This window comes from Streptomyces sp. V3I8, assembly GCF_030817535.1.
GTDB lineage: Bacteria > Actinomycetota > Actinomycetes > Streptomycetales > Streptomycetaceae > Streptomyces.
The window spans coordinates 1-18,221 of the sequence record NZ_JAUSZL010000001.1; the positions used below are offsets into that span (position 1 = coordinate 1).

The following is an 18,221-nucleotide window of genomic DNA, read 5'->3' on the forward strand; positions in this document are numbered from 1 at the left end:
GCGCGCGGTCTGCTCCGCAGACACGACGCGACGCCGCTACGCGGCGTTACCGTGGCTACGCCACGGAGCATTGCGCTCCGCGCAATGCGGCGGAACTCCGTTCCGCCTGCCCGGAATCGCTCCGCGATCCGGGACGGATCCGGCTGCGCCGGATCCTCACCCCGTACGGGCCTGCAGGGCAGGCCCGTACGGGGTCCTGCCACGCGCTCCGCGCGTGGCAGGAAGGATGCAGCAGTAGGTGCGGGGTCGGTTGAGAATTGGGTTTTCGCGGCTGGCATCGCGTCGTGCTGTCGTGTGCGTCACTCTTGATACCCGGATAGGTTCTGGGTTTATTACCGAGTAGCTCCGCAGCGATCTTAGCTGAAAGATCCCCGGTTTGGCGTCTTCGGGTTAAGGCGCTACTCGTTTTGACATTTCATCCAGAATAGCACGAGCCTGTTGGTAGTTGCTTTGATGCTCGTGATGGTTATTTTGCTCGGAAAGCAGCCTTTGGAGATGCCCCTCACAATAGCGTTCGGGTTCGCGGGTGATTCTGTGTAGCATCAATTCCAATCGGCCTTGTTCAGTGGCATTTTGTCGAATGTTTTCCGGCACGTACATGCGTCCCTCTGAGAATGTGAGCATGGTCGGTCCGACCAGTTTCTGTAGGTCTTCGCGTAGGTTCTTCGCTTTGTGCTTTCTCAGGTCTGGAAGGTTACGCAGTACGCCTCTGCTAGCTTTTCTTGGCTTTCTACGGATGCGTATTGCGAGGGTATCCGTGTTGCTCAGTGTGGGACCGGTCGTGCTGGTATTCCAGCTCTTGCCGGTATGTGCACAGCAGTGCGTGCAGACGTCGTTCAGCAGCATGACGCAGTTTGGTTGCCTTCGCCGAGGGCGTGCGGAGACGGGTGTGAGTCCCACGCTGCCGACGCTGCCGGCCACGAGCGCCAGTAGCGTGCTCAGGATCCAGTTCATAGCGTCGCAGCGTAAGGCCCGGGCGCCAGGGCCGGTGTTGTGCCCTTCCGATCCGGTGCCCGGCGTGCAGGCGCGCGTGTCAGGCTCCTGGGGACAGGTCGTACTCCTGATCGAAGCGGGCACTACTGCCGGGGTCGTCGAAATGCATCGTCGGCGCGTGAGTGGCTGGCTGCAACCGGGAGCTGGGTGACGTGTGGATGGGGCTTCTGGAACCGCCCGACCGGTCCCAGGAGCTCTGTGACGGGCGGGGGTTGGGGAAAGGGGGATGAGCGCGGCTCAGGAGTCGGGCATGCTGGTCTCAGATCCGATGAACGGAGAAAGTCATGCTCGATTTCGACTCCTCGCGGGCTGTGATGGGCTTGCCGGAGCGGCAACGGCTCATCGGGGCTGTGCTGGGCGCGTCAGCTGCTGACGAGACCCAGTGGTTGGAGTGGAAGTCGTCGCTGGAAATTCCTAAGGCGCATGGGCAATTCACGGTGGCCAAGGGAATCCTCGGATTTGCCAACCGCATGCCGGATACCGCCCGTAGGTGGGCCGAAGGCCACGCCTACCTCCTCGTGGGTGTGGAGCCAAGCAACCTCTGTGGGACTCCTCAGCATGACGGCGCGGACCTGTTTCCCTGGATTCATAAATACACAGGTGAGTCAGTGCGCTTCGACGCGACTTACGTGCCGTTTGACGCTGGATCAGGTACCAAAAAGGTCTTGTTCATTGATGTAGCCCCTCCGCAATGGGGGGATCCCATACACCCCCTGCAGAAGGATTATGATGCTTTCCGGAACGGAACGATTTTCGTCCGGTTGCCGAGCCAGACGATCCCCAACCGTGTTGTCGACCTCGAGGCGCTTTCCACAAGGCTGATCCGGCGCGAGCATCAGATGGATATCGAACTCGCTGTTGCCAATGGGGCCTTGTCCAGTCTTCACATCGATGAACTGCAACTCGGAGAGATCCTGGGGGCGAAGCGGGATGAGCTGTTGTCGTCTCTGCCGCGCCCACGACGCACGTCGTCTTCGGATGGGGTCATCAAGATCAAATCCAGTGAGGACCGGCTCCGAGCCAAGGTGAGCGGGCAGCGTGGCTTGTCGTTGAAGGACCTGGAGGAGTTGGGGCGTCGAAGCCAGGCCGGCGAGGCGCTTTCGGATGAGGAGCAGCAGGCACTCGACCATCACCGGGAACGTTGGGAGTCCATCGGCGCCATGACTATGCGGTCAGTCATGACCAGGGACATGCGGTCGCCAGATGTGTATCAGGCAGAAGTTGACGCCTACATCGAGAAGTGCCGACAACAGCTTCCGTCTTCCCTCTGCGTCATGGCGGCATCGCGTGAAACACCCTTGCTGCTCCATATCGATAACCAGACGGACCTGATGCTTCATAAAGTCCAGGTCACCGTAACTTTGAGTCCGGGTCAGATCCCCATAATGAATGTCGCACGCAACAGCGCCGCATCCAATCAATTCGTTATGCCCTGGCCCGAGCCTCCATCCGCATACGGCAAGAAGACCCCGACGCCTTTTAGCGCTTCGGCTAAAATTCCCTCGGGTTGGCCGCTGTGATGAGTGCGGCCCATGCGAGCCGCCAGCCTGTGATTGAGCGGCCCGAGATTCTTCGGTCCGCAGAGGGAATTTCCATCCAGTTCCCACCGGTGGACCTGCGTGCGCACGCTTCGGAGCCTCTGCCTGCGATCATTCTATTCGGGCGAGACATCGTGGGAGACAGCACTATCATCCGGTGGACCGCAACGTGCACCAACCTGAACGGCAGACAGGAGAAGTCCCTCCAAATTCCGGTACAGCACATCGCCGTATTGCCGTCACCGGAAGACTGACGTTCATCCCTGGCTCCTCTCGAAGCCAACGTCAGCCACGCCCGAATGGGTGTGGCATGGCAGCGGAGGCGCCTTCGGTCAGACCCAGCGCATCGGGCCCCTTCACCACGGGACCGCGCCGTCAACGTAAATCGCAGGCGCTCTCGCCACTGAGCCTTTTTCAACCTCAGGCTGAGGCAAGTTGTAGGACGAGGGCAGCCTTCACGATCTCGGTGATCCGGCTTCTGCTCCAGCACACGGAGGCGCGGGATTGGCGCTGTGGCGCACGTTCTCCGTCCGACGTTCCGGCGACTCTCACGGACGCGGTGTGTGCGCGACGTCCGTGATCGACAAGGCCGCCGCTCGCTGCCGACGAGTCTCCGACTCAGGTCACGGAGATTATGTAGATCGAAGACCCCAGAGAGGCCAATCCCAGGCAGAGCCACAGAGCGACGATTTCATACCGTCGCCTTCCCGAGGGACGTCGAAGGAGCCGAGAGTGAAGAAGAAGAACAAGCCCGCGAGCATCATGAGGCCCACAGCGACAAAGAAGAGCTTGACGTTCACAGTCCCCCACCTTCAAGATTTTCTGACGACGAGCCCTTTGCAACCTGAGCTCGACGCCACGGAGTTGGGCTGCTGTACAACACGACGAAGCTCCTGGTAGACGGGTCCTCTACCAAGATCATCCATGTCCGTCAGGAGCCTCGCGTGCTTGTCTACCCGTCGTCGATCGATCTGTCCAGCCGCACTCTGTGCTTCCTGGCCCGGCACCTTCGTTCCCGGCGGCTGGAGATCGGGACCCGGTGGCGACGCCTCACGACCGGGCGACAAGCACTGCTCGCCCTGGCTCACCTGCGGTGCGGCGATACCTACGCCCAGCTCGCCGCCGGGTTCCGCATCGGCATCGCGACGGTGTACCGCTACATACGTGAGGCCGTCGACATCCTGGCAGCCCTCGCCCCGTCACTCACCGAGGCGATGAGGTCGGCGCGGACGAAGGCGTTCGTGCTGCTGGACGGCACCCTGCTACCGATCGACCGGATCGCCGCCGACAACCCCGTACTACTCGGGCAAGCACAAGCGTCACGGCATGAACGTCCAGGTCCTCACCGACCCGTTCGGCCGACTGCTGTGGGCATCCCCGGCGCTGCCCGGATCCACCCACGACCTCACTGCCGCGAGAACTCACGGAATCATCGACGCGCTCGCCGGTGCAGGGCTGAAGTGCTGGGCGGACAGTGATGATGGGTGATGGCGTCACCGACAGATCTGTCCCTTGGGCCGACTGACCGGAATCTCGTGTCCTTGCCTTGATCCGTCGGTCTGTCGGTGACGCCATCGCACGTGGTCGGCCAGGGGCATCGTGACTTCATAGGTGCTTGTACGAGAAGACCCGTCACTGTCGTGTCCGCCTGCCTCGACTGGCCCGTATTGCCCTGTCAGCGCGATGAGAAGGCAGCAGCTCCAACATGATCAACCAGCAGCCCGAGAAGGAAGTCTTCGCCGGAGTCGACACCCACACCGACACCCACACACGCCGCCGTCGTGGACCCGCTGGGACGTCCACTCGCCGACCGAGAATTTCCCACGACCACCAAGGGATACCGCGCCCTGTTGATGTGGCTCATCACGTTCGGCCACGTACAAGCGGTGGGTGTGGAGTGCACCGGCTCCTACGGCGCCGGACTGACGACGGTGCTGAGCGCGGCCGACCTGACGGTGGTCGAGGTCAACGCCCCCGACCGGGGCACCCGACACACCCGCGGCAAATCCGACCCAATCGACGCCTACGCTGCCGCCCGCGCAGCAGCCTCAGGACGAGCCACGGCCATCCCCAAGTCCCACACCGGCACGGTGGAAGCCCTTCGCCAGCTGCGTGTGGCCCGCGCGTCCGCGATCAAGGCCAGAACGCAGGGCGATCAACCAACTCATCGGCCTGCGGGTAACCGCTCCCGAACCTCTGCGCGCATCGCTCACAGGGCTCACCCGCACCACCCTGGTCAACCGCTGCCTTCGGCTGAGGCCAGGAGCTGACCTCACCTGTCCCACAGAGGCCGCCCGCTACGCACTGCGGCAACTGGCACGCCGCATCCGCATGCTCACCGAGGAGATCGACGAGGTCACCGAACGCCTGACAATGCTCACCACGTCCGCCGGCCCTGAGCTCGTCGCACTATTTGGCGTGGACACCGAGACCGCCGGTCAGCTCCTGGTCACGGCCGGCGACAACCCCGAACGCCTGCGCACGGAAGCCGCGTTCGCCGCTCTGTGCGGCGCCGCTCCAGTTCCGGCTTCCTCCGGACGCACCGACCGACATCGACTCAGCGAGGCGGAGACCGCCAGGCCAACCGCGCCCTCCACATGATCGCGGTGGTGCGGATGCGCTACTGCCCCCGCACTCGCGCCTACGTTGCGCGCCGCACCCAGCAGGGACTCTCCAAGAAGGACATCATCCGTTGCCTCAAACGCTTCATAGCCCGCGAGGTCTACCACGCGCTCACCCGCACCCACAACGGCAGCACCACTCCGTCGACTTGACTTCTATAGGAGCATCAAGGCCTACCAGGGCGCCGGCAGTCACGTCCGCGTGCCGTTTCGAGGTCGCCGGCTCGAGCGATGGAAGCGACGCCACAACAGCAGCCACGCCAAGATCCGCTGCCTCGTCGAGCAGGCCATGGCCGTCCTCAAGGGCTGGCGCCTACTCCGAAAGCTCCGGTGCAGCACGAACCGCATCACCGAGATCGTGAAGGCCGTCCTCGTCCTGCAACTCGCCTCAACCTGAGGTTGGAAAAGCCTCACTGCGTGCAGCACCCGGACCGTGACGCTGCCGACCCTCGCCGACCGGGAACCATCCGTTACCGCGGACGCGATAGCGCACACCGGCCTGTGGGACACACCGGACATCGGAGACGGCGGAGAGTCCAAGTAGCGTTCCTGTATGGACCTCGAAGCATGGATCGCTGTGGCCGCCGTCGCCATCTCCGTCGCGGCCGCCGCAGTCAGCATCCACCAGGCCAAGACGGCGAAGGACTCCGCCAAATTCGCCCGGGAGGCCAACGAGCTCACCCGGCAGCAGATGGCCCAGCAGGCCGTCAAGGACCGCCAGACCGACGCCGAGGCTTACAAGGCCGCGCAACGCGAGGCAGACAAGGTACAGATCGTGCTTAGCAGCAACGGCGGCTCCCTGACTGTGAAGGTCACCAACCACAGCCTGCGGACCATCAGCGACGTGACCATCGTGGACGTCAGGCCGGAGGACGTGGGGACCTGGCGGTCCTGGAAGCCCAACCCGAACGTGGGACGCAAGCTGTCCACCACAGTGTGGCCGCTCCTGCACCCGGGCCAGGACGAGACGGCCGCCCTGTGGCTGCTGGACGAGAACGACGCCCATCTGCCGCAGCTGCCCATCAAGGCTGCGGTGGAGGTTCGTTGGCAGGACGACGACGGGCAGTGGTGGTCCTCAACCACCGGCGCGGAGACCACCCGCATCGAGCCGCCCATCGCGTAGCTGCTCGATCGCGGCGAGGTTCTTGCGGGAGGGAATCCGGGTGCCGACCTGCCAGGCGCGCAGCGCGCGGCAGGTAACCCATTAGTAGCTTTCAGGTCCGGGGTCGGCCCCCTTGCCGGGGCGTGGCGTGGGGCCGAGTGGTGTTGCTGGCGTCAGGCCGCGGTCGGCGCGGGCTTCCGGTTCCTGGGCGCCGGGCTGAGCAAGCTGGAGGCGGCGCCTCACCTGCTCAGGGCCTACAGCCCCGGCCGGGGCTGCCGAGCGGGGCCAGTGGGCCCTGAGCGGCGAGCAGGCCGACCGGCTGAGCGCCTGACTCGCTGCCGAGGCGCAGCGCTCGGGAATCAGTCCCGACCAGGCTGTCGACCTCCTCCTGGAAGCCCTCACCGACGAGGCGCAGCCGCTGCAGCGCTGGATCCGGGCACGGGCCAGGGCGTAAGCCTTCGGCTCCGGGCGGGCCCGCCCGGAGCCGGGCTTCCTCAAGGAGCCGCCGTTCACGGTGTCGTGGTCGGGGTGGTGGTCGGGCCCGACCACCACCCCGACCACAGCGCCGGTGCGGGTCATCAGCCGGTGGCGCTGGCCACGGTGCCGACCATGGCGACCAGGAGCGCCGCCGCGGCGATCGCGATCGTCAGCGGGCCGATGAGCGCCGGACGGCGGTGGACGACGTAGCCGAGGCCGCCGACGACGAGCAGGCCGACCAGGACCAGCAGCAGAACAACCAGCGCGGTGAGCGTGGACATACAGGTTCCCCTAGGGATCAGCACGCCCCGAAGGCCGGGGCGTGCGGTGGTTGGGCGGCAGAAGGTCGTGCCTCCCTGGCCCTTGCGTCTCGGGGAGGCGCGGCGACAGGGCGGCTCAGAGTGCTTGGCGCGGGGGTTAGCCCCGCAACCCCCGCTCTGACCAGGCCGTTTACAGACGCTGTGGTCCCGGTCACACGGGTGGGCGGAACTGGCCCCACTGCTCCAGAGAGGCGGGCTGTTAAGCGGCGACGACCGCACCGGCCCGCCGTGTCGGCAGGCCGGTGCGCAGTGCGAAGAGGCTGCTCAGAAGGTTGCGCAATCCCCGACCCTTCCCGGCCCGAGTCGCGCATTCAATGCCTGACCTACACAAACGCGAATGCGCAGAGCATTGAGTGCAGGCCGCCGGTCCGGTAGGAGGCTCACCCTGGCTCTAGTGAGTCGAGCGGGTGAAAGGCATAGCGAGTCGGTTCCCTGACGTCTGTGGCGGGCACTTGCCTGCGTGGCTGCCAGAGGGAGTCTCGGGCCACTGCAGGCCCGCCTCCATCGCTGTAGCGATATCGCCGCAGCGATAGAGGATCAGGCGCCCGCGGCTATCTGCCGGAGCTGCGAGGGCGCTCTGCAGGGCGCCGTACTGCGCCGAACCGGCACGCCGGACCCCGACGCCGACGACGGCCAGGAGCACGGGCAGCCGCCCGGCGCGGCCGGCGGAAGTTCACCGCCTCGCGCGTGCGCGACACGCGTGCGCCTTGGGACCTCCCGGAGCGCGGGGCCGGGGTGGTGAAGAAGTCCCCGCGGCCGTTGGCGAGCAGCTGTTCCTGGTGGTGATTCCTGCACCGCGGATGAACGTGCCGGCGGCCTGACACGCGTACGCGTGCACGCGTGCCTTGGGCGCCGGGATTCACCGCGCCGGGCCGTGATGATGAAGCTGCGCGGAAACCGGCGAGAATTCAGCCGGTGAACACCGACCGCCGAACGCTGGGCACCGGACCGAACTATCCCGCCGACACCGAGCTGGGCGCCGCGCCGCGCGCCCAGTTCGCCGCGGAACGCCTGCCTCCCGCCGCGGCTGCCGAGCCGAAGCCGCGCCCGGCAGCCACCGGGCGCCGCGTGCTCGGGGCCGGACCCGCCGCACTGGGCGGTGACAGCGGCGGTGACATGACGCCGTGACAGCCAGATCCTGGCCGACCCGTACCGGAGCGCGCCCTCACGCGTACGTGCGTGCGATCGCGCGCAGGCGGCACGTCCGACCCGCGTTGGGCCGCCGAATCAGCCCCGCCGGTGCGATGTACCACCTTCACGACAGTGAGCCACCCGCGCATGTACCGCTCTACGTCAGCCACCGGAACACAAAGCACCACCTCGTGTCAGCAGCCAGCCGTCGCCATAACCCAGAGACCTGCAAGAAAACGCCCTGCCCGATCACCCATGACTGCCACCAGCGCACCGACATGAAGTCGACACATCGCACCGGCGGTCGCAGCCCGCCTCGCCGCCAAGGACCCCGAGAGCTACCCGCCTGCGGAGTAGGTGTGGTGTGAGTAGCGGTCTCCGCAACAGCCAGCCAACCCGGTGCCGACCGGACAGCAGCAGCCACCTGGTCACTTCATGACAGCAGAACACCCCTCCCGCACGCCCTACCATCAGGCAGCCAGCGCTCCACGCTGCTGACGCTCACCTGCTGCTATCAGCATGCCAATTCACAAATGCATGAACCATAAATAAATTCACTTAAGGCCAAACTTCGGGCAAATAGCTTATTTGTAGCCATTGGATCATTCCGTGGAGCTCGGTGCGGGCCCGGTGCGGCCTACGTTGGTGGTGTGCCGGCCGGAGAGCATCTCCGGCCGCGCGAATCGAGAGGTCGCCCCCATGCGCTTCACGCGCACTCCTGCTGTTCCCCGGACCCTCCTGGTCGCCGCGATCGCCGTCGTCAGTCTCAGCGTCCCCACCCTCGCCTCCGCAACCCCCCGTGCCGACGCGGGCAGCGTCCGGACCGAGACCAGCTTCGGCGTCCTCGGCTTCCCTGGGTTCAACGGATTCAACGGAATAGGGACCAACGGTGGCCTGGGCGGACTGGGCGGCACAGGCGGCGCTGCCGGCGCCAACGGCAACGGCGGTAACGGAGGCAACGGCGGCAACGCCGACGGCAGCGCGAGCGTCGGCGGCAAGGGCGGTACCGGCGGCGCCGGGGGCGCCAACGGCAACGGCGGCGCCGGGGGCGCCGGCGGCAAAGCCACCCTGGGCGGCACCGGCGGCAAGGGCGGCGTGGGCGGCGTCGGCGACGCCGGGGTCGGCATCGCCGGCGGTAAAGGCGGCAACGGCGGCGCCTCCACGGCCGGAGGCGGCCACACGGGCGGAACCGGCGGTGCCGGCGGCGCCGCGAGCCCGGTGTGCCCCGGCAAGCCCGGCGGCAACGGCACCAACGCCACGTTCACCGCGGACGGTGTCACCGGCGCCACCGGCGCTGCCGGCAAGACCACCCTCCCCTGCTGAGGATCAAGTGTGACCAGGAGACGTGTCCCCCGGGGCGTCGCGCCCGGTGATCGCTGATCACTGACGGATGGCAAGTACGTTCGAACACGCGCTCGGCCGGGATTCCCGGTCGAGCGCTTCGTGTCGGGCGAGCCATTTGACCGCATGGCGTCCCGGTGCCGCAGTGAACGGGACGGTCGGCTGTTCAGACAGGTGCCGCCCATCGGGCCGTACCGCACCGGCAGCCAGCCCGCGCTCTTCAGGGGTGCCGCAAGCCGGTGGCCACGTAGTCGCCGCTCACTCTTCCGGGCACCTACAGGCCGAACTCCAGCTGCTCGACGTCGGTGAACTCCACCATCAGGTCCTGGGCGCGCCGGCCGCCGTCGCGGAAGTACACGTGGGCGAGGCCTTCGGCGGCGATGGCGCGCAGCTGCTGCTCGCCGGCGCCGGCCTGCTGGGCGTCGAACAGGCGGGCCGCGTAGCCGGGCGGCAGCACGAGGATGAGGTGGCGCAGGCGGGCGTCGTCGCTGCTGCCGGGCGCCGCGGTGAACCCGAACCGGGCCCGGGTGTCGATGACCAGGCCGGTGCTCGTGGCGGCCTGGCGGCGGGCGCGCTCGCGGATGCGGGGCTGCCAGCGGGCCCGGACCGCGCCCGCCAGGCGGGCGGACCAGCACCGCCGCGAGGGCAGCCCCGGCCCCCACCATGGCTTCGACGGTACGCTGGGAGACGCCGAGCGTTGTGGCGACCGCGCGGGTGCCCTTGAGCTGCATGACCAGATAGCGCATCTGCGCGCCCGCGGACTTGGGGATGGGGCGGGTGAACGCCTTGTGCACGGCGCGGTCCAGACCGTCGGAGACAGAAGCCATCAGGAGGCGGTCCTCCAAGATCAGCTGTACGGGGCTGTAAGGGCCGATCCCCCGGCCCGGCGAGAGAATTGACGCCAGGGCGGGTACCGACCGGCAACCAACTGACCTGCCCAGTCACCAAAAACGTCAGCCCCACACCGGCATTCATGTCACCAGTCGAAACCCTCACCACACCCAACTGAACAGCCCAGACCCGACACGCACCACACTGACATCGCGATGCCGAACCACCACCGCCAAAAACCCACAGATCATCACCCACGAAGGTCGCACGGATCATCGTGCCGGTGTGTAAGCAGTCGCTCCCATGGCAGCCGATCAACTATATGTCGGTCAAAGAGCAGCAGCCACTTGGTCCTCTCATGACAGCGGACCAGGCTGGCCTCTACACACATGACCAGGAAATCAACAGCAGAACGCGGCTGACGCGCAGTCGCTGCCATCAGCATGCCCACTCACAGCGATGGTCGGCTGCCGGGGCTGTTCGGCGGTCGCCGGGTGCCGGTCAGTGCTTCTTCGTGGCCGTCAGGTAGGCCCGGGCCAGGTTCGCGCCGACCGGGCACCGCCCTCGCCCTTTCGGGCATTCCAGGCATTTTTCCAGGTGGTGTACGTAGGTGCTGTAGCTGCGCCGGGCAGCGGGGGTGAGGGCCCTGGGCATGCCGTGCCTTTCTGCGGCACGCGCCGCCGGCATGCTTTTGCCGGGGTACCTACCGTATTTCGGTGTCTGTGCCGCAGTGTTCGGCAACATGAGAGCGCTTTCGTCACCTGGACGACTGATCCTGACCGTCCGTGCACGGACGCGGACCGGGGCGCGTTCGCGCCGTGGCCGCCCCTGATCGTGTGGTGCGCTCACTCTATGGAGCGACATGTGCATCCGGTGACTAGCGGGACCCGTGACGCGCCCGATGCACTGAGGGATGTCATCCAGATGGCACGGTGCACGCCGGCGTGCGGGCATGCGCTTTTGGACCATGAGGCGGTGCGGCAGCCGGCGGTGATGGATCCGATGAGGACGGTGCGGCATGTGGAAGGGGTCTCGTGCCTCGCGGTGGCTTGCCTCCGCGTCGCAGGATCCGCGCTCCTGCAGGCGCGAATGGCTGCTGGGGCTGAGCGGGATCACGCTGCTTCCCGCGGGACGCCTGTGGGATGTGGTGATCGTTCCCGAGGCGCTGGGAGTGTTGGCCGCCGAAGTCCTGGAGGACCTGCCGTTGCTGCGGTGCGGCCCCGTCCTGTGGAACGTGCAGCGACATCGGGTGGGGTTCTTCGTGCCGCCGGGCACGACAGCACGCTGTTTGTGCACCGGCGCGCGCTGCGCGGGCGAAGGCGCATGGATCGCAGCTCCGGGACCGCATCAGCGCTGGGGCCCGCTGCGCTGGCTGGTGCGCCCCGATGGCGCCGGCACCCTGAACCGGCCCGAAGTCCTCGCCGACACACTGCAGCGCGCCGCGGGCCGGCCGGTACTGCGCCTCAACAGCAACCCCTGGCGCTGCTGACATGGGTCCGGCCCTGCCAGCACCGGTCAGCCGGTTTCCGTGACGGTGCGCCCGAAACAGCGGCCGCCTGTATAGCGTGTGCAGCGCAAGCAGAGCTGTAGGGCTCTTGGCCGGTGACACGGTGGCCATGACCGGCAACGGGTCGTTGAGCGGTCATGGGAGTCTTCGGAAACTGCAGTGATCCTCATCCCGGCAACCAGCACACCGGCCGTGAAGAAGACACCTGCGCCCGGTGTGTGCAGATGGGCGACACCAACGGCCCGGCCCAAACGCCGACGGGCAGGGCAAGCCGTCCTGACACGCCGCGAAGGGCTCGGCCCGGGACCGGTCCGCGAAGCGCTTCGTGTGCGAGCCGGTGGGTGACGGCGGCACGAGCGGTGCTGATCATCCTCGCCGCGGCCGCCATCGTCGCCGCGACCATAACCATGATCCTGGGGCACCGTTCCTAGGACGCGCGGCGAACCCCGGAGTCGGCTTTCCTCCCGAGCGCCTCACACCCCGCTGTCTGCCCGCCGGCTTGAGCCGGCGGGCAGACAGCGGGCACGGACGACACCGACCGTGCCCGCTGCGGCCGCGGCCGCAGCGGCCTGGACCCTGAGCACCCGTTGCCACGTCTTCACCCCAGCAGGAAGGGACACAGCAGACGGCCTGCACGCCACCGAGAAGCACTGTGCCTTTGTATGCGCAACTGCTGCCAGCAGCCTTTTGCCACTTGTTCGCAGGTCACAGACAAAACGCCAGGGTGCGCCACCCTTCCCCGCAGCGTCGAACATCAACCAGCATGATCACAACGCGCTGACCTGCACGAACAATGCACAGGTCATGCATCGCGCCAATCAACCACGGGCAGAGGAAGCCCTCGATACTCAGGACAAAAAATCATGTGGGACGCAGCATGGATGCGCAGTGTCGAGTGGCTCGCCGCAGCCGCGGCCGACCCCCGGGCCTGCAAACGGCAATGGGAACACGGCACCGGGGTCGCCTTACTTCAAGCAGGACGCCTCTGGAACGTCCTGTCCGTCCCGGAAGAACTCGGTCTGGCGGCCCTGGACGTCCTCTGGAGCGACCCGCTGCGCATCCCCGCCCCCGCGCTCAGGCACAGCAAAGCCCACCGCGTGGGATTCCTCCTGCCCTCCGGCCCTCACTCCCAGTGGATCGGGGCCGGAGTGCGCCACGTCGGCAAAGGAAGCTGGATCCCCACTCCCCCGCCCTACCAGGAAGCCGGCCACCTGGAATGGATCACCCCGCCCGACGGAACCGGCGCCCTCCACGTCCCCGACGTCCTCGAATGGGCCCTGCGCTCCGCCACAAGCACACTCACCACCTCCCGGACCATCCACCAGCACCTCACATCCCCACCTTGGAGCGGCCGCTGAAGCCGACAGGCCACGAAGCGCCGGTTTCCGCAGCGATGCGGTGCTCAGAGCGGGACAGATGAATGTGCCCTGTGAATGCGCGGACAGGGGGCACTCGTGGTGGGACGCTTAATTTGTGTCCGGCCGCCGCCTGCGGGAGCGGCGACGGCCGGAGAGCGCGAGGGACCGGGATGCCTCCCCGGTCGGGCCTCGCGCGAGGAGCTCTCCCGGCGGCGCGAGGCAGCGGGAGGTGCCCCGCTGAGCGCGCCCGGAGAGCGGAGGCTGGAGCTGCGTTGTCGGCGGCGCGGCTCCAGCCGGCCTCAACAGTCGGTCACGGCTCAAGGGCTGGGAGCCTGCGGTACCGGGCCCTGGCCCGGCGCAACCTTCTCTCAGCGTAGAAGAAGGCCGCAGTGATCGGAAGCCGAAGACGGTCGCGAAAGCGCGCCGGGAAAGCCACCGTCATGCGCCGGGCGGGCTGCCACGGGGGATCCGGAGGGGAGAGCGCGGGTATGTTCGAGGACCTGCCTCCCGATCCGGCACGACTGACCACGCTGAGGATCTGGCACGCCATGTGGCTGCTGCGCATCGACGCCCTGAACGCCGCCGTGCAGCGGCGCGAAGCCGCGCAGGCGCATGTCCAGCGGGCCCGGCCGCCACAGCCGGACGGGGCAGTCGCGTTCGGCATCGGTGACGGGCGCCGGCCCATCGAAGTCCATGCCGGCTGCTGCTATGTCCTCGGGAAACGACGCCAGGCCGTCCACCGCGCCGACGTCCGCCGGCTTCTCGCCGCGCGCGTGCGCGTCTGCAGCCACCGCACCGCCGACATCACCCTGGAGATCCCGTTATCCGGCCGCCCGGTCCCTGCCACTGCGGCGCGCTGACGGCCCCTGAGGGTTCTTCACGCTGCACCGCGGTGATCCCCACCCTTCACCGCCCCCGACAGGACAGCCAGCGATGACCAGCACTCCCCCGCCACCGATCAGCGAACCGGATCCGTCGACCTTCGCCACCTCCAGCAGCTATGTCGGACCCTGCTCCGGCTGCCAGCGGCCCACCCACAAGTACGGCAGCGGCGGACTCCCGCTGTGCCAGTGGTGTCTTGCCGGCGCCCGGGAGAACTGGGGACCGGCCGTGCGCTTCAACAGCACCCGCCCGCAGTCCGAGTGACCACCCCTGTCCCGTGACAGTGAACCTGGACCGATTGCCATCGGAGTTGGACCGTTGACGCGCGTGCAGGTGAGGAGGCGGCGCGGACGAGTTGGCTGTGTGGATGCGCGGGTTTCGGCGTTTTCCCTGCTGCCGTAGGGTCTGTGGTCGAGAGCTGGGCGCTGGAACCGGTTCCATAGCGCAGAGCAGGAGCTGAGCGATGTCAGGTCTTCCTGCCGCTTCGCCGGACGGTCCCCGGCTGAGGCCGGTGCCGCCGGCTGATGCGGAGGCGGCGCGGATGAAGGCGGTGCGCCGCTACGACATCCTCGACACCCCACCCGACGGGGCGTTCGACCGGGTCGCGGCGATGGCTGCCCGTCTGTTCGACGTTCCCGTGGCCAGTGTGACGATCGTCGATGCCGACCGGATCTGGTTCAAGGCCATCCACGGCCTGGAGGGGGTCGCCCAGATCGGGCGGGACCCGGGGCTGTGCGGGTCGGCGATCCTGCGCGATGACACGCTGGTGATCCCCGACACCCTGACCGATCCGGCCGCCTGCACCAACCCGCTGGTGACCGGCCCTCTGGGCGTGCGGTTCTACGCCGGGGCGCCGATCATCACGTCGGACGGGCACCGGCTGGGCACGGTCAACATCCTGGACACCAAGCCGCGCCTGATCACCGAGGCCGACACCGAAACTCTGGCCGACCTGGCCGCGATGGTCCTGGACGCCATGGAACTGCGCCTGTCGGGCCTGCGCCTGCTGCGCCAGGAGCAGGAACGCCGCAAGGCGCAGGAGGAGGCGCGGGCACAGGCTGAGCGGGACACGGAGGCGATCACCGCGTTCGCCACCACCCTCCAGCGGACCCTGCTGCCCCCCCGCCCTGCCGGTGGTGCCGGGGCTGGAGCTGGCCTGCCACTACCAGACCGACTCGCCCCGCGACGTCGGCGGTGACTTCTACGATGTCTTCCCCCTGGGCGGCCAGCAGTGGGCGTTCTTCCTGGGCGACGTGTGCGGCAAGGGCGCCGAAGCCGCCGTCGTCACCAGCCTGACCCGCTACACCCTGCGCGCAGCCGCCCAGCACCACCAGGACCCCACCGAAGTCCTCACCGCCCTCAACAGCGCCCTGCTGCTCGATCCCTCGATGGGCAGCCGCTACTGCACCTGCGTCTTCGGCACCCTGCACCCCGCACCCGGCGGCGGCTTCACCGTGACCGTGGCCATGGGAGGCCATCCACCCGCCTTCCACGTCCAGCACGCCGAGGGTGACGGCACCGGGCTGACGGTGCAGGGGGTGCGTCCCCGGGGCGGCATGCTCGTGGGCGCCCTGGAAGGCGCCCAGTTCGCCTCCCACACCTTCCACCTCGCCCCGGGCCACGGCCTGCTCCTCTACACCGACGGACTCACCGAGGCCCGCCTGCCGGACGGGACCATGCTGGGTGAACAAGGCGTAGCCACCTTCCTCACCACCCGCACCACCCCCGACGCCAGCCGCCTGATCGAGGACACCATCGCGCTGATCGCCGGTCTGCCCGCAGGCCCCGGCGACGACGTCGCCCTGCTCGCCCTGTCCGTACCCCTGACGCCGGCCCCCGGGCGACCGGCCACCGCATCGACGGCCCACACCCTGGCCACCCCGCCCGCCGATGACACGGCCCGCACCGGCCAGGAGCACTGACCCGTGACCGACGACCTCACCCTCACCACCACCCACACCGCCGGGCCCCTGGCCGTCCTGCGCATCGGCGGGGACATCGCCATGCAGACCGCCCCCGCGCTGCGCAAAGAAGCCCTGGACGTCATCGCCCAAGGACACCCGCACCTGATCCTGGACCTGACCGGAATCACCTTCTGCGACTCCTCCGGCTTCAACGCCCTGATCGGCATCATGCGCTGCGCGACAGCCGCACACGGCTCCCTGACCCTGGCCGCAGTCCCCGACCGCATGCTGCGCATGCTCGACCTGACCGGCCTCAGCACCATCATGCAGTCCTACCCTGACACCGACGCCGCGATGAACGCCCGCCCCGCCACCGCCCCCGAACCCGCCTGACCCAGCGGCCCGGTCCAACTTCGCTGACAAGCCGTCCACATTCGACGGCAGAGGACAGCCCCGGAGCGAGCCGTTGCCGGCGGGGAGCTGCTGATCGGCCGCGTGCGCGTAATGGACAGGCGTCACGCGGTGACGCATACGGCAACGCGCACGCGTCACGGGCCGCTGCCAGCTGCTTCGCGGCGCCCTCTCCATGCCCTGGTGCGGCACCTCGGCGAGCAGTACACCGCATCAGTGCGCTTGCGCACCGACACCATCAGCCCGCACGCCGGACACCGGCCCTGCCCCCACACCATCCCGCCCCGGATCAGATCCAGGCTCTGACTCACGACCCGCTGGTAGATCTGCTCGAGCCGCTGCACGCGTCGCCAGTGGCGGCTGCGGCACGCCGTGTCGCAGAACCGCTGCCAGGGCCCCGCGTCCTTGGGCAGCAGCGCCCGGCACTGCACACACCGCCGCACCCGTTTCCTTGCCACCCTGCCAGGTCCCGCCCCGACCGGCGCACCGACAGGGGTGCACCTGCAGCACGCTCTCGTACGGCAGCCGGGATCTCACCTGAGCACCCGACCGCCGACACCGCACTCGGCCCCGGCCTGGCCCGCCCGCCCATCGGCACGGCGCCCGTTCACCGCCGTCGGGCAGGCGGGCCGCCGGACCGAGGTCATGAATGGGCCATGGCATCTGCCCACAGAGGGCAAACACGGCGGACCGTCGACGCCCCGCCCGAGCGCGTCCTTGCGCCCGGGCAAGGAAACAGACCGCAACAGCAGCTCCTCAGCACCTCAGCCACATGACCTCACGAGGGCCGCCTGCACGGTGGCCCACCGCAGGAGCATCGAACATCGCCTACGGGCGGGAACAGCCGTCCGAAGGTGCGAAGTATGGGTCTGTTACAGGCCCGCGCGAGCGCCGGCCCCGGGCGCGCAGGGAGCGTGACGGGGGCGTGCGGGGAGCTGGAAACCGCTTCCGCGCTGAGATCCGGCCCTGGATGCACAGGCCACCGAACTGCCACGTTCCGGGACGCCAGTTGATTGGGCACTGCACGTGACGGTCACTGAAATGTCTGCATACAGCAACATCAAGCAGGACACCTGCCGTCGTGGGCGGGATGTGACCAAGCTGTGGGTCCTCGGCACTCGCCGGGACCCGCACACCGTCACCGGCAGACCGGCCAACACCCGCACTGCCAGGGGCGCGCACCAGGGGGGACGTTCATGTCTTCACGCACCACCCGCCGTATCGCCGCCGCACTCCTGACCACAGCCGCCCTGGGCGCTGCCGCCCTGCCGGCCGCCGCGGACAGCGGCCGACAGCAGGCCCGCCCCTCCCACGTGAAGATCACGGCCGTGCAGTACGACTCGCCCGGCCGCGACGACCGCTCCAACCGCTCCCTGAACAAGGAGTGGGTCGAGATCACCAACGAAGGCCGCCGCGGCGTCAACCTCGAGGGCTGGACCCTGGCCGACGAGGACGGCCACACCTACACCTTCAGCCACTACCGCCTGCGCGGCCACGAAAGCGTCCGCGTCCACACCGGCGAAGGCCGCGACAGCCGCGGCCACGTCTTCCAGGACCGCCGCGCCTACGTGTGGGACAACCGCTCCGACACCGCCACCCTGCGCAACGACAACAACCGCCGCGTCGACACCGAGTCCTGGGGCCGCGGCCACGGCGGTCACGGCGGCGGCCACCACCGCCGCTGACCCACCAGCCGAGCTGCTGGCGGTGACGCCCCGGCCGTAGCAAGAACGCGGCGCGCCAGCCCCAGCCAGGGGTTGGCGCGCCGTCGGCATGCGTGACGGACGAAGCGGCCGCGCCGCCGG

14 protein-coding genes and 4 pseudogenes are annotated in these 18,221 nt (G+C 68.1%); 15 read left to right on the forward strand and 3 right to left on the reverse strand.

The features are described from left to right. Nucleotides 1–390: 390 nt before the first annotated feature. Nucleotides 391–954 carry a hypothetical protein gene (locus QFZ75_RS00005; protein WP_307532982.1) on the reverse strand — a complete coding sequence of 188 codons (564 nt, stop codon included), beginning with the start codon at nucleotides 952–954 and terminating at the stop codon, nucleotides 391–393. A 323-nt stretch (nucleotides 955–1,277) separates the two neighbouring features. Here QFZ75_RS00005 and QFZ75_RS00010 point away from each other — a divergent pair, with 323 nt between their 5' ends. From QFZ75_RS00010 to QFZ75_RS00030, 5 genes and pseudogenes are all read left to right on the forward strand, one after another. After that, nucleotides 1,278–2,513: a helix-turn-helix domain-containing protein gene (locus tag QFZ75_RS00010; protein ID WP_307532984.1), complete on the forward strand. Its 1,236-nt coding sequence runs from the start codon at nucleotides 1,278–1,280 to the stop codon at nucleotides 2,511–2,513. A gap of 962 nt (nucleotides 2,514–3,475) precedes the next feature. Further along, nucleotides 3,476–4,004: pseudogene (locus QFZ75_RS00015) on the forward strand (transposase family protein); the annotation flags it as partial. A gap of 232 nt (nucleotides 4,005–4,236) precedes the next feature. Next, nucleotides 4,237–5,305: pseudogene (locus QFZ75_RS00020) on the forward strand (IS110 family transposase). Nucleotides 5,306–5,321: 16 nt separating this feature from the next. Further along, nucleotides 5,322–5,549 (forward strand): annotated as a pseudogene (locus QFZ75_RS00025) (transposase family protein); the annotation flags it as partial. 156 nt (nucleotides 5,550–5,705) lie between these two features. Beyond that, the gene (locus QFZ75_RS00030) at nucleotides 5,706–6,275 is read left to right on the forward strand and encodes a hypothetical protein (RefSeq protein ID WP_307532987.1); all 570 of its coding nucleotides are present in this window, start codon (nucleotides 5,706–5,708) and stop codon (nucleotides 6,273–6,275) included. Between the two features lie 557 nt (nucleotides 6,276–6,832). Here the strand turns inward: QFZ75_RS00030 and QFZ75_RS00035 are convergent. Then, nucleotides 6,833–7,012, reverse strand: coding sequence for a hypothetical protein (locus tag QFZ75_RS00035; RefSeq protein WP_307532989.1), 180 nt, complete (start codon nucleotides 7,010–7,012; stop codon nucleotides 6,833–6,835). A 954-nt stretch (nucleotides 7,013–7,966) separates the two neighbouring features. On the opposite strand from QFZ75_RS00035, the gene QFZ75_RS00040 reads away from it, so the two are divergent. After that, on the forward strand, nucleotides 7,967–8,179 hold the full coding sequence (locus tag QFZ75_RS00040) for a hypothetical protein (protein WP_307532991.1): 213 nt from the start codon (nucleotides 7,967–7,969) through the stop codon (nucleotides 8,177–8,179). A 702-nt stretch (nucleotides 8,180–8,881) separates the two neighbouring features. Beyond that, a complete protein-coding gene (locus tag QFZ75_RS00045) occupies nucleotides 8,882–9,505 on the forward strand; it encodes a hypothetical protein (RefSeq protein ID WP_307532993.1) in 624 nt (207 codons plus the stop codon). A gap of 292 nt (nucleotides 9,506–9,797) precedes the next feature. Here QFZ75_RS00045 and QFZ75_RS00050 read toward each other — a convergent pair. Further along, nucleotides 9,798–10,350 (reverse strand): annotated as a pseudogene (locus tag QFZ75_RS00050) (XRE family transcriptional regulator). 1,022 nt (nucleotides 10,351–11,372) lie between these two features. Here QFZ75_RS00050 and QFZ75_RS00055 point away from each other — a divergent pair. From QFZ75_RS00055 to QFZ75_RS00090, 8 genes are all read left to right on the forward strand, one after another. After that, nucleotides 11,373–11,843, forward strand: coding sequence for a hypothetical protein (locus tag QFZ75_RS00055; RefSeq protein ID WP_307532995.1), 471 nt, complete (start codon nucleotides 11,373–11,375; stop codon nucleotides 11,841–11,843). A gap of 881 nt (nucleotides 11,844–12,724) precedes the next feature. Next, on the forward strand, nucleotides 12,725–13,219 hold the full coding sequence (locus tag QFZ75_RS00060; RefSeq protein ID WP_307532997.1) for a hypothetical protein: 495 nt from the start codon (nucleotides 12,725–12,727) through the stop codon (nucleotides 13,217–13,219). Between the two features lie 488 nt (nucleotides 13,220–13,707). Then, a complete protein-coding gene (locus QFZ75_RS00065; protein WP_307532999.1) occupies nucleotides 13,708–14,079 on the forward strand; it encodes a DUF6233 domain-containing protein in 372 nt (123 codons plus the stop codon). Nucleotides 14,080–14,152: 73 nt separating this feature from the next. Then, nucleotides 14,153–14,365, forward strand: a complete 213-nt coding sequence (locus QFZ75_RS00070) for a hypothetical protein (RefSeq protein ID WP_307533001.1) — start codon at nucleotides 14,153–14,155, stop codon at nucleotides 14,363–14,365. Between the two features lie 199 nt (nucleotides 14,366–14,564). Further along, complete coding sequence (locus QFZ75_RS00075; protein ID WP_307533003.1) at nucleotides 14,565–15,299, forward strand: GAF domain-containing protein; 735 nt, start codon at nucleotides 14,565–14,567, stop codon at nucleotides 15,297–15,299. Further along, the gene (locus QFZ75_RS00080; RefSeq protein WP_307533005.1) at nucleotides 15,238–16,023 is read left to right on the forward strand and encodes a PP2C family protein-serine/threonine phosphatase; all 786 of its coding nucleotides are present in this window, start codon (nucleotides 15,238–15,240) and stop codon (nucleotides 16,021–16,023) included. Before QFZ75_RS00075 ends, QFZ75_RS00080 begins: the two co-directional genes overlap by 62 nt. Nucleotides 16,024–16,026: 3 nt before the next feature. Continuing rightward, complete coding sequence (locus QFZ75_RS00085) at nucleotides 16,027–16,398, forward strand: STAS domain-containing protein (RefSeq protein WP_307533007.1); 372 nt, start codon at nucleotides 16,027–16,029, stop codon at nucleotides 16,396–16,398. A 1,214-nt stretch (nucleotides 16,399–17,612) separates the two neighbouring features. After that, nucleotides 17,613–18,101 carry a lamin tail domain-containing protein gene (locus QFZ75_RS00090; protein WP_307533009.1) on the forward strand — a complete coding sequence of 163 codons (489 nt, stop codon included), beginning with the start codon at nucleotides 17,613–17,615 and terminating at the stop codon, nucleotides 18,099–18,101. Nucleotides 18,102–18,221: the final 120 nt, after the last annotated feature.

What these genes read in the sequence shown, in the direction of transcription:
- QFZ75_RS00005 (WP_307532982.1), bottom strand. Translation starts at nt 954, where the DNA reads ATGAACTGGATCCTGAGCACGCTACTGGCGCTCGTGGCCGGCAGCGTC.
- QFZ75_RS00010 (WP_307532984.1), top strand. Translation starts at nt 1,278, where the DNA reads ATGCTCGATTTCGACTCCTCGCGGGCTGTGATGGGCTTGCCGGAGCGG.
- QFZ75_RS00030 (WP_307532987.1), top strand. Translation starts at nt 5,706, where the DNA reads ATGGACCTCGAAGCATGGATCGCTGTGGCCGCCGTCGCCATCTCCGTC.
- QFZ75_RS00035 (WP_307532989.1), bottom strand. Translation starts at nt 7,012, where the DNA reads ATGTCCACGCTCACCGCGCTGGTTGTTCTGCTGCTGGTCCTGGTCGGC.
- QFZ75_RS00045 (WP_307532993.1), top strand. Translation starts at nt 8,882, where the DNA reads ATGCGCTTCACGCGCACTCCTGCTGTTCCCCGGACCCTCCTGGTCGCC.
- QFZ75_RS00055 (WP_307532995.1), top strand. Translation starts at nt 11,373, where the DNA reads ATGTGGAAGGGGTCTCGTGCCTCGCGGTGGCTTGCCTCCGCGTCGCAG.
- QFZ75_RS00060 (WP_307532997.1), top strand. Translation starts at nt 12,725, where the DNA reads ATGTGGGACGCAGCATGGATGCGCAGTGTCGAGTGGCTCGCCGCAGCC.
- QFZ75_RS00065 (WP_307532999.1), top strand. Translation starts at nt 13,708, where the DNA reads ATGTTCGAGGACCTGCCTCCCGATCCGGCACGACTGACCACGCTGAGG.
- QFZ75_RS00070 (WP_307533001.1), top strand. Translation starts at nt 14,153, where the DNA reads ATGACCAGCACTCCCCCGCCACCGATCAGCGAACCGGATCCGTCGACC.
- QFZ75_RS00075 (WP_307533003.1), top strand. Translation starts at nt 14,565, where the DNA reads ATGTCAGGTCTTCCTGCCGCTTCGCCGGACGGTCCCCGGCTGAGGCCG.
- QFZ75_RS00090 (WP_307533009.1), top strand. Translation starts at nt 17,613, where the DNA reads ATGTCTTCACGCACCACCCGCCGTATCGCCGCCGCACTCCTGACCACA.